The organism is Paenibacillus sp. Z6-24 (assembly GCF_054161335.1).
The window spans coordinates 3,268,865-3,282,624 of record NZ_CP096398.1; the positions used below are offsets into that span (position 1 = coordinate 3,268,865).

The window sequence follows — 13,760 nt, forward strand, 5'->3', positions numbered from 1 at the left end:
AATAAAGACCTCTCCTCCGGTTCAACTGCTTATCCGGCGATAGCTTATATGCCGATGGCCATGCCGTCGCTGCGTGGGTCGGCAGCTCCGCTGAATAGGCCCTGGTCGCTGATATGGATGCCCTGGGCCTCGCCCATCAGGGCATCATAATCACCGATAGGTTCGACAGTGTGTCCGTAGGCTTCCAGTCTGGAATAGATGTCTTCGTAAGAGTGGTTCTCGATCTTCAGCGTATCGCTGAATGTGCCCCAGGTACGTCCGTAGAGCCAGCGGGGCAGGGCGATGGCTTGTTGAATATTCAGCTTGTAATCAATGATGCCAGTCAGGATGGACAGCTGGGTCTGCGGTTGTCCTTCGCCGCCCTGTGTACCGAGCAACAGGCAGGGTTTGCCGTTTTTGGTGACCATGCCCGGCATGAGCGTATGGAAGGTTCGTTTACGCGGTTCCAGTACATTCGGGTGCCGGTCATCCAGAGAAAAGAAAGAACCCCTGTTTTGTAAGATAACGCCATGCCCTCCCGGTACATATGCTGATCCAAAATCAAAATAGAGACTCTGGATAAACGAAACGGCATTGCCTTCTTCATCCGTTACGGCTGCATAGGCGGTATCCTGTCCCATTGCGGCGGACAGATGATCTGCTGCCTTCGGCTGGTACTGCATTTCATGCCATAATTTCTGTGCATATTCCTTGGACAGCAGCCGTTCGAGCGGGATATCGCGGAATCCCGGATCGGTCAGATAACGGTCCCGGTCGCGAAAAGCCTTTTTCACTGTCTCGGTCATCAGATGGTAGAACTCCGGTGAGAAGCGCGCAACAGCCGACAGATCGGTCTGCTCCAGCATATTGAGCATCATCAACAACGAAAATCCCTGCGTATTCGGCGGCAGCTGATGCACTTCATGCCCCCGGTAGGTGGTAGAGATGGGATCTACCCATTCTCCCTGATGCGCGGCAAAGTCTGCGGCAGTCAGCAGGCTGCCATCCTGCTCAGCCGCTTGACCGATCTGCTGTCCCAGCATGCCTGCATACATATAAGCGCTTCCCTGCTCAGCAATTCCCTGCAAGGCGGCTGCCAGCTCCGGCTGTACGATCCAGTCTCCTTCTTCCAGCGGTCGTCCTTGCCGCAGAAAAGTTCGATGCAGATAAGGGTCCGCCTGCAGCCACTCCAGATCACGCACCGTCCAGCGGGCCAGACTCGGCGAAGCCGGGAATCCTTCTTTCGCATAACGAACAGCAGGCTGCATCACTTCTGCCCAGGGCAGACGTCCATATCGCTTCCATACCGCTTCCCAGGCATCGACCATCCCCGGTACGGTGACAGCAGATAGTGGTCCACGCTGTGGAATGGATGTATATCCTTTGCCCAGATACCACTGGGGTACAGCTCCTGCTGCAGAGCGTCCGCTGCCGTTATAGGCTTTGATCTCTCCTGTTCGGCCGTCATGAATAAGGAAAAAGGCATCTCCGCCCGGTCCGGTCATATGCGGATACACGACACCGAGTACCGCACTGACAGCGACAGCTGCATCGATGGCATTACCGCCGGATTGTAATATAAAGGCACCGGTCTGACTGGCCAGATAATGAGGCGCAGCGACCATGCCTTTGCGTGAGAGGGGCATGATATTCATCAGCACGTCACTTCCTCCTTGTGTGCATAGACATTCAGCGCAGCCTGTACCCCCTCGCCCGCCGGCAGCTTCAGACCATGCCGCAGCAAAGTCGCTTCCAGCGCTCCCAGCACATGCAGCACATTTTTGCGGCTGCTGCTGTAGCCCATGCTGCCGATCCGCCAGATTCTACCTTTGAGCGGACCGAATGAACTGGCGATCTCGATGCCAAAGTCCTCCAGCAGCATAGAGCGGACACTCTCGCCATCGATTCCTGCCGGAATCTCGATACAGGTAACGACCGGCAGACGAGCCTGATCATTGCCGAACAGCTGCAGTCCCATTCCCCGTACACCGGCTACAATGGCTGCTCCGTTCTCCCTGTGGCGGGCAAAGCGTGATTCCAGTCCTTCCTCCAGCAGAATGCGCAGTCCTTCCCGCAGTGCATACAGCATCGAAGTCGCCTCCGTATGGTGATTCAACCGGGCCGGGCTCCAGTAATCCTGCAGCTGGGCCAGATCAAGATAATTGCTGGCAATTCGGCTTCTGTCCGATACGGAAGCCGGCTGGAAATCGGATGCGCTGCGCAGTCCGCGTTCGATACTTTTACGAGCCAGCAGCTTGCGCTCTATCCGGTCATTGTAAGTGAGCGGCGCCATCCCCGCCGGAACCGACAGGCATTTCTGGGTGCCGCCCATGACCGCATCAATCTGCCAGTCATCTGCATATACCGGTACACCGCCGATCGTAGCGACGGCATCGACCACGAACAGCACATCCATTTCCCGGCAATAATGCCCGATCTCCCGCAGCGGCTGCATACATCCGGTCGACGTCTCTCCATGCACCATCGCTACCAGTGCCGGACGATACTGACGGATCGCGCTAATGACCTGTTCCGGATCAAATACCGTTCCCCACTCTGCTTCGATCGTGATCACTTCCGCACCGCAGCGTTCGGCAATCTCGGTGAGCAGATGTCCGAATCGTCCATAAATAGGCACAAGCACCCGATCTCCCGGTTCAATCAGACTGACCAGAACCGCTTCCAGTCCGGAGCGTGAAGTGCCGTCTACCGGATAACACCATTGATTGCCGGTAACGAACAGCTCACGCAGCATTTCCATCGTCTCATTCATCAGATCGGTAAAGGCCGGATCAAACTGTCCCAGGATCGGATACGACATCGCCCGGAGTACACGCGGGTCCACTTCGACCGGACCGGGCGTCATAATCGTACGCGGCGGCGGTGCAAGATCTTTATAACGTTTCATGGCAGTCACCTCGGTAAGCATATTGATATAACCATTGTGTCAGTACGCGGAATCCCTGCATCAAATCTTCATTAGCTGTATATTCCAGCGGGTTATGGCTGATCCCCTCCCGGCTGGGTACGAAAATCATCGCCGCCGGACGCCGAGTACCCATGATCTGGGCATCATGCCCGGCACCGCTTGGCATGGTCCGGTGAGCAATCCCGGATGATGTACAGATCTGCTGCAAATCGGCGATAATCTCCGGCTGCATCAGTACAGGATCGGCATTCAGATGTTCCTCCCAATCCATTTCGAGTCCTTCCTGCCGGGCGATCTCTGTTAAATCATGCTGGAGCATGGACGTATATTCATCCAGCACCTTCACATCGAGATGGCGGATATCCAGTGTAAATGAAGTCTCTCCGGCGATCACATTGGATACACCCGGGGAAGGCTGGATCGAGCCGACCGTCGCGACAAGCGGATCACCGGCTTCCAGAGCGGAGCGGCGAATCCGGACAATCATCTCTGCCGCAATGGCAAGGGCATCACGGCGCCAGCCCATCGGAGTCGTGCCGGCATGATTGCTTTCCCCTTTGACCGTTATCCGGATTCGCCGCTGGCCGACGATACCATTCACGATGCCAATTGCTTGATGGCTGCGCTCCAGTACACATCCCTGTTCTATATGAAGCTCCATATAAGTATCCCAGCTGCGCCGACACGGCCTATGCGGTGAATCCGGGCCAAATCCCACTTCCCTCATCGCCTGTTCCAGCGTGATTCCGTCTCTGTCACAGACAGCCGGAATCCGGGCCATGCTATAGTTCCCGGCTATATTGCCCGATCCCCAGTATGTCAGCGGAAAGCGGCTCCCCTCTTCCTCGCAAAAGGATACCACTTCAATCGTCCGTACCGGCGGACCGTATACTTCCTGCAGATACGTAAGTGCCAGTATACCGGCGACCACTCCGTAAGCTCCATCGTATTTGCCTCCACAGATCACGGTATCGATATGAGAACCGGTAACAACCGGCAGCAAATCAGAATCGGTCCCCGTGAGTCGGCCGGTCAGGTTACCTGCCTGATCGTAAAAGGTGTCCAGACCGTGTTCCTTCATATAGGCAGAGAGCGCATCCTGCGCAGCCAACCACTCAGGCGTATACAGCAGACGGGTGACACCACCCTGTTCATCTGATCCATAGCCGGACAGCCATTCCAGCATATGGTCCATTTTGACACCGTACTGCTCCAGCAGTGCTATCGTCTGTTCAGCCATGGACGACACCTCCAGTCTGACGGGCAACGAAGCGACCCGCCAGGCTGCCTGTCAGGCCCAGCTGATGTTCGTATACTGTACAACCTCTTACGAGCGTACGCCTAATATGCGAAGAGAAAGAATACCCTGTATAAGGATTTTGCTTATGTCGATCCTGCAGATCGCTCTCGGTGAGTTCATAACTGCCTGCCAGATCAACCAACACCAGATCCGCATCCATTCCTGCGGCGATCTTGCCTTTGCAATGACCCAATCCCAGCCGTTCAGCCGGCCGGGCAGCCAGCATCTGCATGAGCTGCGGCAGCGCAATAGCACGTTCGTGATATCCCTGTTCCAGCATGAGCATCAGAGTGCTCTGACCTCCGGATATTCCGCCCCAGACGGTAAAAAAGTTATCCGTCTGCTTCATCACGGGCGGACATGGAGAATGATCGGATGCAATAATATCGATCAGTCCTGCACTGACCGCCTCCCACAGCTGATCCTGCTGCTGCTTCGTTCTGAGAGGCGGAGCGCATTTGACCAGACTTCCCTTCTCTAACATGGATTCTTCGGACAGTACCAGATAGTGCGGACAGGTCTCTACGGTGACATCCATGCCTTCCACTTTGGCAGCGGTAATGATCTCGACCGCCTCCCGGCTGCTGATATGTACAAAATGCAGTGCACAGCCGCTCTGACGTGCCAAGGACAATGCCTGCTGTACCGCCAGCATTTCCGCTTCAATCGGTCGAGAATGTACATAATCCATAATGCCTGTCCGTCCACTCGCCTGCGCTTCGGCAGCCAGCACAGAGACCAGCTGTTCATCTTCGGCATGCAATGCCAGCACCTGTCCCAGCCGGGTAATCTCGGTCATGCCTTCCAGCAGGGTCTGCTCATCCACCCGGGTGAAGATATCCTCGCCTTCTCCACCCGGTTCCGACATAAAAGCTTTGAATCCGGCCACTCCGCCATCTGATAGCGTCTGCAGCTGATCGATATTGCCTTCCACCAGGCCACCCCAGAGCGCATAATCCACATAGGAATGGTTCTCGGCGGCCTGCTTTTTGAGATCCAGATATTCTGGTCTGACAGTAGGCGGGATGCCATTGAGCGGCATATCCACATAGGTGGTGATCCCGCCTGCTGCCAGCGCTGCCGAGCCGGTCTCGAATCCTTCCCAGGCACCCAGACCCGGTTCGTTAAAATGAACATGAATATCCACCGCTCCCGGAAGTATATGCAGTCCGGCAGCATCCATGACCGGTACGTCCCCTGCTGCTGACAAAGACGGCAGCAAGGCTTCAATCCGGCCATCTTTTATGGCAATATCCAGCATCTCCACCCGATCCGGCAGGACAACCATCCCCCCTCTGATAATACAATCCCAGATATTCGGCTGCATAACCCTTCCCCCTCTTCTGTCGACATCATATGGCTGTTTCCTTCTGCGGAGTGCTTTGTGTATGCTCATTTCAAATCGTCATTTAACTGCCCCTGTACGTGCTGTAGCCACCCGGTGACAGCAGCAGCGGTATATGGTAATTCGCCTGTTCATCGGTAATGGTAAAACGGATCGGAATCCGATCCCATAGAGTAAGCGTTGTCTGACCTGTCTGAGCAGCCAGATAATCGCCTGCATGGAAAATCAGCTCATACATGCCGGGCTGCATTGTTTCACCGGATAGCAGCGGTTCGTCCAACCGCCCATCCGCATTGGTCCTTCCTGCCGCCAGCAGGGTATGAGGATCACCAGCATACAGCTCGACTCGCATTCCGACAGCAGGCCCTCCTTGCCCAAGATCCAGTACATGGGTAGTCAGTTTGCCGCTCATACCGCTATCCCGTGACGGCTCGCCCACTCCCGAAGCCGCAGACCGACGATGATCTGTACCTGCTGGAGAGCTGCAGCAAATTCCTCTTCCTCCGGCTGACCGAGTCGCGCTTCCAGAGCGGCCACAATCTGATCAGCCGTTTTGCCTTTGACAGCCAGAATGAATGGAAAGGAATACGTATCCGTATATTTCTTATTTCCACGGGACAGCCGCTCATACTGGTCGGCCGACAGATTCGTCAGCCCGGCGCCTGCCTGTTCGGACTGTGAATGTTCACTCATCTGAATCCGGCTGCCCAGATCCGGATGCTGTCTCAGCAGCTCCATCTGCTTCTCCCGACTGGATGATTGAACTACTTCGTTCATTTTATTTAACATGATCTGTAAGCTTACGAACGGCTTACGCTCCCACACCTGCTCAGCTACCCAGGAAGAATGTTCATACAATCCACCAAACTGCTGCATAAACTCGTCCTTTGTCCATGAGTTCCATGGCTGCTCTGTTGTCATCACTGGTATCCACCCCAATTTTATTCATTATGATGAGATATTTTTATCATTGTACGTAAGGTTAATGAACATATCAACTAAAATTATTTTATTTGTCATATAAAATAACATTGGATAACTGTTTTGTGTTCTGTGCCTAACGTCAACTATCAATTAACATGTCAAAAAGCCTCATCGACCGAAGATTGCTCTTCTCGATGAGGCTGTTAATCCTAAGACTGTTTTTATTTTCATTTGCGATATGGAATCGACTGTCCCATTCTTCGTACGGTGTAACATGATTGGCTCAAGAGTGCTTGTGCTTCAGGAACTTGCGGAACGTAAAGACCATTTTCAGCTTCAGCAGATCATTCGTTCTCTTAAAGTCCATTTGCAGCATGCTGCCGATTTTATCCATCCGGTAGGTTACGGTATTGCGATGTACATATAGCTGCTTGGCCGCTTCATTGATCAGACCGTCATTCTCGACAAAAGCTTCCAACGTACTCATCAGCACCTGATTCGGATCGCTGTCACGAATCATCAGCGGCTCCAGCACTTTGTGACAGTACGTCTCCATGATCTGCTCCGGCACATGCTGGAATACATAGGCAAACTCCACCGTATGAAACTGCAGCGCCATATGTCCCATACCGAACCGCTTGGCCAGCTTGCGTGTTTCGGTCGCTTCCTGATAGGCTTCACGAAAAGAGTCCGGCTTGAGCTTAATGTTGCTGATCCAGAAGCGCGGGCTGCCACCGCTGCTAGCCAGTCCGGCCATATCCTCAAACCGGTTCATCAGAAAAGCAGACAGCTCCTCTCCGTAATCCCGTTCCGACGGACAGGCATAGATCGACAGAATTCCTTCTTCGACCCGGAAATGCTGGGACGGAAACAGCTGCATCAGCGGATTATACTGCAGCTCCTGATGAATCTGCGCCAGCCTTTTCTCCGATGAAAACGCCTGCGGCTCCAGCGTGGTCATCACACATTGATATGGTCCCGGAAACAGATTCACTCCGAGCCGCTCTGCCCCCTGCATCAGATCCGTAAGAGAGATACGGCGGCTCAGATGCTCGGATACGAGTGTACGCATCCTGTCCTGAATGCCCGGATTAATATGTTCCCGGTATGTAGTGTCCATGTGAAATGCCAGTACTTCGGCAGCCTGTTGGAACAGCTCCTCTTCTTCCTTGAGCGGCATCGCCGTATCGGTAAATACGAGCAGGAATCCATAATGCTCATCCCGCTGCATAATCGGCACCCGGTAGCAGCTGCCCTGATTCCATTTCACCCGTGTCATCGCGATCTTCCAGGGCCAGCCTTGCAGCAGTCCATCCTCCCGGCCTTCTCCGCTGTTGTACAGCACATGTCCACGCGAACCGATAACGGCTACCGGGTATTGCAAAACAGTTTCCAGTACGGCAAATACATTGGTCTGGGAATTCTGGTTGAGGGCAAACTGCATCAGCTGCTTTTGTTTGGACAGAACCGACTGCAGCAGCTTGGTGCTGCGCTCATGTTCTACCTGGAACAGTGCATTCATCTGATCCGAAAAAGTAAATTCAAACGGAAGTTCCAACAGCGGAAACTGGAGTCGCTCCGCTTCTTCGATAATCATCTGGGGAATGACTTCCCAGAACCGGCCGAGTTTGACGCCCATGCCTGCACATCCGCGTTCATTCAATTTGCGCATCAGCTTGATTGCTTCTTCCTGATTATCCTTCATTAGAAAAGCGGTAGTGAACAGCATCTCTCCACTTTTCACCCAATCGGCGATATCCGGTGCATCCATCACGTTCACCGACTTCATCAGTCGTGACGTTCCGCCGGCACCCGCAACAAGTCGGGCTTCCGAGAGCGGGTACACCGCCAGCGCTTCCTGAACAGTCAATTGCATACGAGTACCTCCCATTCACTTGACATCAATTGCTTGTTTCGGCTTATAAATCTTCCAATAAGTGCATTTCCCCGGCTAACAAACTTGAATATTGTCATGTATTATAACATATAAGTCAGCAAGCGTACTATATGGATAAATTATAAGGTGAGCTGTTCTTACCTATAAGTTCCTTCGTCAAAGCACTGTTTTAACCTTAAGGAGATATATCGCACCAACTTATCGAGCCAACAAAAAAAGCCTTTTGCCTGACCATCCTGTTTCTCTTAAAGAAAACAGACTGTCATGACAAAAGGCTTTTCTTTTACTACCGTACATTCTCGTTATACAGCCAAAGCCGCTCTAAAATCTCTCCGTATCTCTACCTGCTTGCTGCTTATTATTTACCATTTACTCCTCCGGCTCTTCTTCCTCCGCATGGAAAATGCAGACGAACTGCTCGGAAGCATCGGCTGCACCAAAAGCATTTTCTCCCGTACCGATCACTGAGAAACCGATATTCCGGTAGAATTCAGCTCCTTCGGCATCCGCGTCCGCCATCAGCATTGCCGGCTTTTCCATAGCAAGCAGCTTCAGTATAATTCCGCGTCCATAGCCGAGTCCCCGCTCATCAGGAGCAATCGCCATATGACGCACACGCAGCGCATCCGGCATCTCCTGATCCTGGGCACAACCAATCACGCCAATCCATGCCCCATCTTCCAGATAGCCGTACAGTCGCAGCTCAGGCTCCGTACGATATTGTTCAATCACAGCGTCCAGCACATCCTCATCCGGGAAAACGGCATAGGACAGCAGTTCACGCAGTTCGGGTTCATCCAGACGGTTATTAATTAATTCCAGCACAATAGTTCCTCCTGTTTGCTCATATCCACATCCTTACTATCTTACTCCTCCGGCTCTACCTGCTGCAACACATCCGGATGAGATTCTTGCGGTTCCTTGCAGACCGCATACGTAACCCAGTTGCCGCGCAGCTCAATATCCTTGTCGTCCTTGTTCTCTTCAATCGCCTGGGCGACCGCTTTGCGGGCCAGTACATTCCAGCCGGCATAGCTCTCATCCAGAATTTCCAGCAGACGCTCTGTACTCAGATTGAGTTCAATATTGCCTTCTTCCACCTGCTCCGTCTCCTGCTCTACCTGCTGCACAGACGAAGTCATCGAAATAAAGTGAATACCGCCCATACGTGTACCTTGCTGCATATGTCCCAGTACACGCCGTAATGATTCTTCGGAAGACAGATGCTCCAGACAGCCTGTCGCAATAATATAGTCATAGCTGTCCGGATCAATCGGATAGGTCTCCACATCATGCGTGACCGCCTTGATCCGATCCTGTACCTCATACTTGTCGGCATACTGCTGCAACTGCTCAATCGCATCCTCCAGCAGATCCACACCGGTCACACTGCCGCCCTGATTAAGCTGCTGAGCTACCGGGATTGCATGTCGGCCTACGCCGCAGGCCAGATCAAGCACATGAGGAGCCGGCGCATATTTGAGCAGACGCTCCAGCAGTTCCATAACCAGCGGTGTAGGCTGGGCGATCCAGCTGCCTGATTCGAACAATTCATTTTCCTTGTAAAATTGCTGATGATATTTGGCTTCCGATTCTCTCGCTGTATCAAAAGATGCACACATCTATATCACTCCCGTTTCCGGACAGTACTCCCTGTCCCTGTAATTGAACCCCAAGATGCAGACAGGCTGTCTGCGCTCCATCTCCGGCAGCGCTGCCCGCTTCATTTACTTAAGTACCATTACCCATCCCGGGAGATTTGTCCACATTATCATTGCAATCCGGTAGTACAGATACGTTTGCCGGCTGCCTATACGTTCGACTGCAAACAAAAAAGAGCCTGTATGCATGATGCATGACAGACTCTACTTTATACTAACAGGACCAGTATGCTAGTTAACCAGCTGTTCCAGTTCCTGACGTGCCTTTTCGTAGGCGGGGAACAGGGCTTCGATCATATGGGACATTTCCTGCATTTCTTTCTGACGCGCTCTTTTCTCTATTTCGGATAATAACTGGGACAGATGATTGATACCGATACTCAAGCTGCCCGATTTTAGTTCATGGGCTGCATCCGCCAATGATTTTGCATCTCCGCTGGCAGCAATTTCGCGCAGACGTTCCAATTTACCCGGTGTCTCGCTCTGATACATATCAATCAGTGTACGCAGTACTTCCGGGTCTCCAGCTTCATTCAGTTCCATAATTTCCTGAATTACACTCATGTCCAGAATGTTCTCTGTGACGGTCACCGGCAGCCACTTGTGCATAATTTTAGTCAGACTATCCAGATTCACCGGCTTGGTCAGGATGTCATCCATACCTACATCCAGACAGCGCTGGCGATCTTCCTGGCTCGTATTGGCTGTCAGGGCAATAATTGGAACGGCTATACGCATCTCGGCCGCTTCCAGCTCGCGGATTTTGCGGGTCGCCTGGAATCCGTCCATAACCGGCATCCGGTTATCCATGAATACCATCAGATAATTATGACTCAGATAAATGGATACGGCTTCCTGTCCATTGCTCGCCGTATGCACATCCGTAATCCCCATTTTTTTCAGTTGAAGCTGGATCACCTGGCTGTTGATCGGGTTATCTTCCACGATTAGAATCGGTTTCTTGATCTGACTGATGGCCAGCGGCGGCAGCGAAGCATTTTCCTGACTTCCTGGCCGCTCTGTTGTTGCCTGTCTTCTCTGAACCAGTGGTTCAGCTTTTTTGAGATTCTTTTTGAGCGGAATATCAAACCAGAACGTAGAACCTTTGCCTTTATCACTTTTCAAATCGATTGTCCCTTCCATTAACTCTACCAGTGACTTGCAAATGGAGAGTCCCAGCCCGGTTCCTTCCACATCCTGCTGCTCCGGCCGGTCTGCTTGTGCATAAGGCTGGAATAGGTTCTTTTGATGATCCGGCGCAATACCAATGCCTGTATCAGACACTTCGATGTGGAGAAATTGTGAATTTGCACTATTTTCTTTTAACTGTATACTGATCTCGATCTTGCCGTTTTTGGTAAATTTATTCGCGTTGCTGAGCAGGTTAAGAAGAATCTGACGAATTCGGCCGCTATCTCCAATCAGATCATTCTCTACCCGGTAGTCGATAAAGGCCGAAATCGTATTTTCATTTTCCCTTACTTTTGGCTCAATCAGACGAATAATATGATCCAGCAGCAGCCGCATATTGACCGTGCCTTCCTGCAGCTGCATTTTTCCGGCTTCCATCTTGGAAAGGTCAAGCATATTATTAATCATACCCAGCAGCAACTCGGCCGATTCCTGAATTAACAGTACCGAGCGTTTTTGCTCATCCGACAAATCCGAAGAAAGTAGAATCTCCGCCATCCCAATAACACCATTCATCGGTGTGCGTATTTCATGAGTCATAATCGCCAGAAAGCGGGCTCTGGCTTGATTGGCGTGTACCGCTTCTTCTCTGGCTGCTTTTAGCTCTGCATTGCTTTTTGCCAGCAGACGCTGCAAATTAACCAGCTCACTGTTCATGGACGAGAATTCAGACAGAATCTGTTCTTCCTGGTGTTTGCTACTGATAATCTGGTGGGAAAGATCTGCAATAGTTTTTCGCAAAACCATGATTTCATGCTCTGCATTTGACATTGTATTCATCTTCCCTTCCCTATAATCCGGCTGATCCGGTTATCCGATTTCTACTACAGGTACCAGAGTATCAGCCAATTGAATCGCTGCATCTGCATCCGGAGCATAACCGTCAGCTCCCACCAGTTTCCAGAGACTCTGATCTATATTAAAAGGCAACCCTCCGACGATAATCTTCATATGCCGTGTCTTCTCGGAAGCCCGAATCTTCTCAATCAGTTCCTGAGCCAGATGAACATGAAACGTCATCGTTACCGAGATGGCTACAATATCCGCATCATAATCCGCAATCGACTGAATCAGGCTATGATCCGGCACATTCGTGCCCAGATAATACGTATCCCATCCGTCCATTTCGAAAAAATCAGTCAGCATACGAATGCCGATCTCATGCTGTTCATTACCCACGCAGGCGGATACCAGGCGACGGGGTCTTCCCGAACCTTCCACCTGCAGCCAGTACGGATACAGCCGGGAGATAATAGTCTGGGTAGCTGCCGTACAATAATGCTCCTGTGCGACATTGATCCGGCTAATCTGCCATAAACGCCCAATCTCGTACTGTACCTTTTGAAATATATGAATATAGATATCTTTTATGGAAATTCCCTGATCGAGCAGAGTAATAATGAGCGTATAGGCTTGTTTGCGGTCTGCCTGCAGCAGATGCTCCAGATATTCTCCTGCCTCTATGCCAAACGGTGAATCTACAGCGATATAAGAGGTCTGAAGCTTTGCAGTCCGGACATGGTCGATTCCCATCTCCAGATAATTCACCACTTCGAACTTGTCATAGTGTTCAAAATGATCCATCAGAACCTTTTTGATCGCAATAAGATTAACGATCAGATCCTCCTCGGTCACACGGTAACCGCTTAAAAGCAATTTGAGCCAAGAGATATAGTTCATGAACAAAGCAGGGCTCTTCATTAGTACGCTTTCGGCTAAATAACTTAAGCTGTACAAAGAATCCTGTTTTGTTCGCTCTCTACCCTTGGCTCCAAAACGTTGGTACAGATCCGGCTGCTTCAGGTACTGCATATGGGTAACCTGTTCGGCGAGCTGATCTGCTTCTATAATTAATTGTTCTCCTGCTGTTCCTTTTTCCTGTAGGGTCATCTGCGGACACCTCCTGAACCAATCAGTTAAGAGGACTACTCCGCACGCACCAGATAACGTCTAACAGTAGGCTTAATATCTGTTAATTCCTGATCCGGATACTTGCTTTCCAGTTCATGTATACGTTTGAAGTCGGAGCTCTGTACCCAGGAAATATAACTTTCCTTGCTATCCCAAGTCATGTGAACGGTCAGTTCACCCGGCGTAGTCTCACTCTGAAGAAGTTGAAACGATATGAAGCCTGGCTGCCGATCCACAGACCTGCTGCGGTTGTGATAAATCTCTACCAGCTTCTCAGCCTTATGTTCCGGTACCTGGAAGACTGACTGCACAATATACACGAAGTCATCTCCCCCCAAGCGAATTACGAGTTTATACCATATAAATGAGCCCGTCAAGTTAAATGCCTACAACTCCGTTGACCACCATTTATCTGTCTTTAGTGAAATTTTCCCATACATTGCCGAATTAAGCAAGTTCCTATACAACCAATTTCCTCCAGGCTGCTAACTGTCTGTCTTATGTAAACTGGTAAAAATACGCGGCACACAGGGATTTCAGGAGTGTTTTTTACGACAGAAAAAAACACAGGGATATGCCTACCCTGTGTTTAAGTAAGATACATAACTTTAAATTATCAATGA

Annotated in this window: 12 protein-coding genes; all 12 read right to left on the reverse strand. The window is 51.2% G+C overall.

Going from position 1 to position 13,760, the window contains the following annotated elements; genetic code table 11:
* Positions 1 to 44: 44 nt before the first annotated feature.
* Complete coding sequence (gene ggt / locus M1D61_RS14155) at positions 45 to 1,634, reverse strand: gamma-glutamyltransferase (RefSeq protein WP_458122515.1); 1,590 nt, start codon at positions 1,632 to 1,634, stop codon at positions 45 to 47.
* Positions 1,634 to 2,887 (reverse strand): pyridoxal-phosphate-dependent aminotransferase family protein, encoded by a 1,254-nt coding sequence (locus M1D61_RS14160; protein ID WP_458119258.1) that lies wholly within the window; start codon positions 2,885 to 2,887, stop codon positions 1,634 to 1,636. Before M1D61_RS14160 ends, ggt begins: the two co-directional genes overlap by 1 nt.
* A complete protein-coding gene (gene allC, locus M1D61_RS14165) occupies positions 2,874 to 4,148 on the reverse strand; it encodes an allantoate deiminase (protein ID WP_458119259.1) in 1,275 nt (424 codons plus the stop codon). The genes M1D61_RS14160 and allC overlap by 14 nt, the downstream gene beginning before the upstream one ends.
* Positions 4,141 to 5,535 (reverse strand): allantoinase AllB, encoded by a 1,395-nt coding sequence (gene allB / locus M1D61_RS14170; RefSeq protein ID WP_458119260.1) that lies wholly within the window; start codon positions 5,533 to 5,535, stop codon positions 4,141 to 4,143. The genes allC and allB overlap by 8 nt, the downstream gene beginning before the upstream one ends.
* 82 nt (positions 5,536 to 5,617) lie before the next feature.
* Entirely contained in the window at positions 5,618 to 5,965 is a 348-nt protein-coding gene (gene uraH / locus M1D61_RS14175) for a hydroxyisourate hydrolase (RefSeq protein ID WP_458119262.1), read from the reverse strand.
* On the reverse strand, positions 5,962 to 6,474 hold the full coding sequence (gene uraD / locus M1D61_RS14180) for a 2-oxo-4-hydroxy-4-carboxy-5-ureidoimidazoline decarboxylase (RefSeq protein ID WP_458119263.1): 513 nt from the start codon (positions 6,472 to 6,474) through the stop codon (positions 5,962 to 5,964). Before uraD ends, uraH begins: the two co-directional genes overlap by 4 nt.
* A 286-nt stretch (positions 6,475 to 6,760) precedes the next feature.
* Positions 6,761 to 8,353 (reverse strand): PucR family transcriptional regulator, encoded by a 1,593-nt coding sequence (locus M1D61_RS14185; RefSeq protein WP_458119264.1) that lies wholly within the window; start codon positions 8,351 to 8,353, stop codon positions 6,761 to 6,763.
* A 390-nt stretch (positions 8,354 to 8,743) separates the two neighbouring features.
* Positions 8,744 to 9,199 (reverse strand): GNAT family N-acetyltransferase, encoded by a 456-nt coding sequence (locus M1D61_RS14190; RefSeq protein ID WP_458119266.1) that lies wholly within the window; start codon positions 9,197 to 9,199, stop codon positions 8,744 to 8,746.
* 41 nt (positions 9,200 to 9,240) lie between these two features.
* Complete coding sequence (locus M1D61_RS14195) at positions 9,241 to 9,996, reverse strand: class I SAM-dependent methyltransferase (protein ID WP_458119267.1); 756 nt, start codon at positions 9,994 to 9,996, stop codon at positions 9,241 to 9,243.
* Between the two features lie 270 nt (positions 9,997 to 10,266).
* Entirely contained in the window at positions 10,267 to 12,006 is a 1,740-nt protein-coding gene (locus tag M1D61_RS14200) for an ATP-binding protein (RefSeq protein WP_458119268.1), read from the reverse strand.
* Between the two features lie 30 nt (positions 12,007 to 12,036).
* Complete coding sequence (locus tag M1D61_RS14205; RefSeq protein ID WP_458119270.1) at positions 12,037 to 13,116, reverse strand: cobalamin B12-binding domain-containing protein; 1,080 nt, start codon at positions 13,114 to 13,116, stop codon at positions 12,037 to 12,039.
* Positions 13,117 to 13,151: 35 nt separating this feature from the next.
* Positions 13,152 to 13,457 (reverse strand): antibiotic biosynthesis monooxygenase family protein, encoded by a 306-nt coding sequence (locus M1D61_RS14210; protein WP_458119272.1) that lies wholly within the window; start codon positions 13,455 to 13,457, stop codon positions 13,152 to 13,154.
* Positions 13,458 to 13,760 lie beyond the last annotated feature (303 nt).

Bases quoted from the DNA above. Each gene is read 5' to 3' on its own strand.
- ggt (WP_458122515.1), bottom strand. From the start codon at position 1,634: ATGAATATCATGCCCCTCTCACGCAAAGGCATGGTCGCTGCGCCTCAT.
- M1D61_RS14160 (WP_458119258.1), bottom strand. From the start codon at position 2,887: ATGAAACGTTATAAAGATCTTGCACCGCCGCCGCGTACGATTATGACG.
- allC (WP_458119259.1), bottom strand. From the start codon at position 4,148: ATGGCTGAACAGACGATAGCACTGCTGGAGCAGTACGGTGTCAAAATG.
- allB (WP_458119260.1), bottom strand. From the start codon at position 5,535: ATGCAGCCGAATATCTGGGATTGTATTATCAGAGGGGGGATGGTTGTC.
- uraH (WP_458119262.1), bottom strand. From the start codon at position 5,965: ATGAGCGGCAAACTGACTACCCATGTACTGGATCTTGGGCAAGGAGGG.
- uraD (WP_458119263.1), bottom strand. From the start codon at position 6,474: ATGACAACAGAGCAGCCATGGAACTCATGGACAAAGGACGAGTTTATG.
- M1D61_RS14185 (WP_458119264.1), bottom strand. From the start codon at position 8,353: ATGCAATTGACTGTTCAGGAAGCGCTGGCGGTGTACCCGCTCTCGGAA.
- M1D61_RS14195 (WP_458119267.1), bottom strand. From the start codon at position 9,996: ATGTGTGCATCTTTTGATACAGCGAGAGAATCGGAAGCCAAATATCAT.
- M1D61_RS14200 (WP_458119268.1), bottom strand. From the start codon at position 12,006: ATGAATACAATGTCAAATGCAGAGCATGAAATCATGGTTTTGCGAAAA.
- M1D61_RS14205 (WP_458119270.1), bottom strand. From the start codon at position 13,116: ATGACCCTACAGGAAAAAGGAACAGCAGGAGAACAATTAATTATAGAA.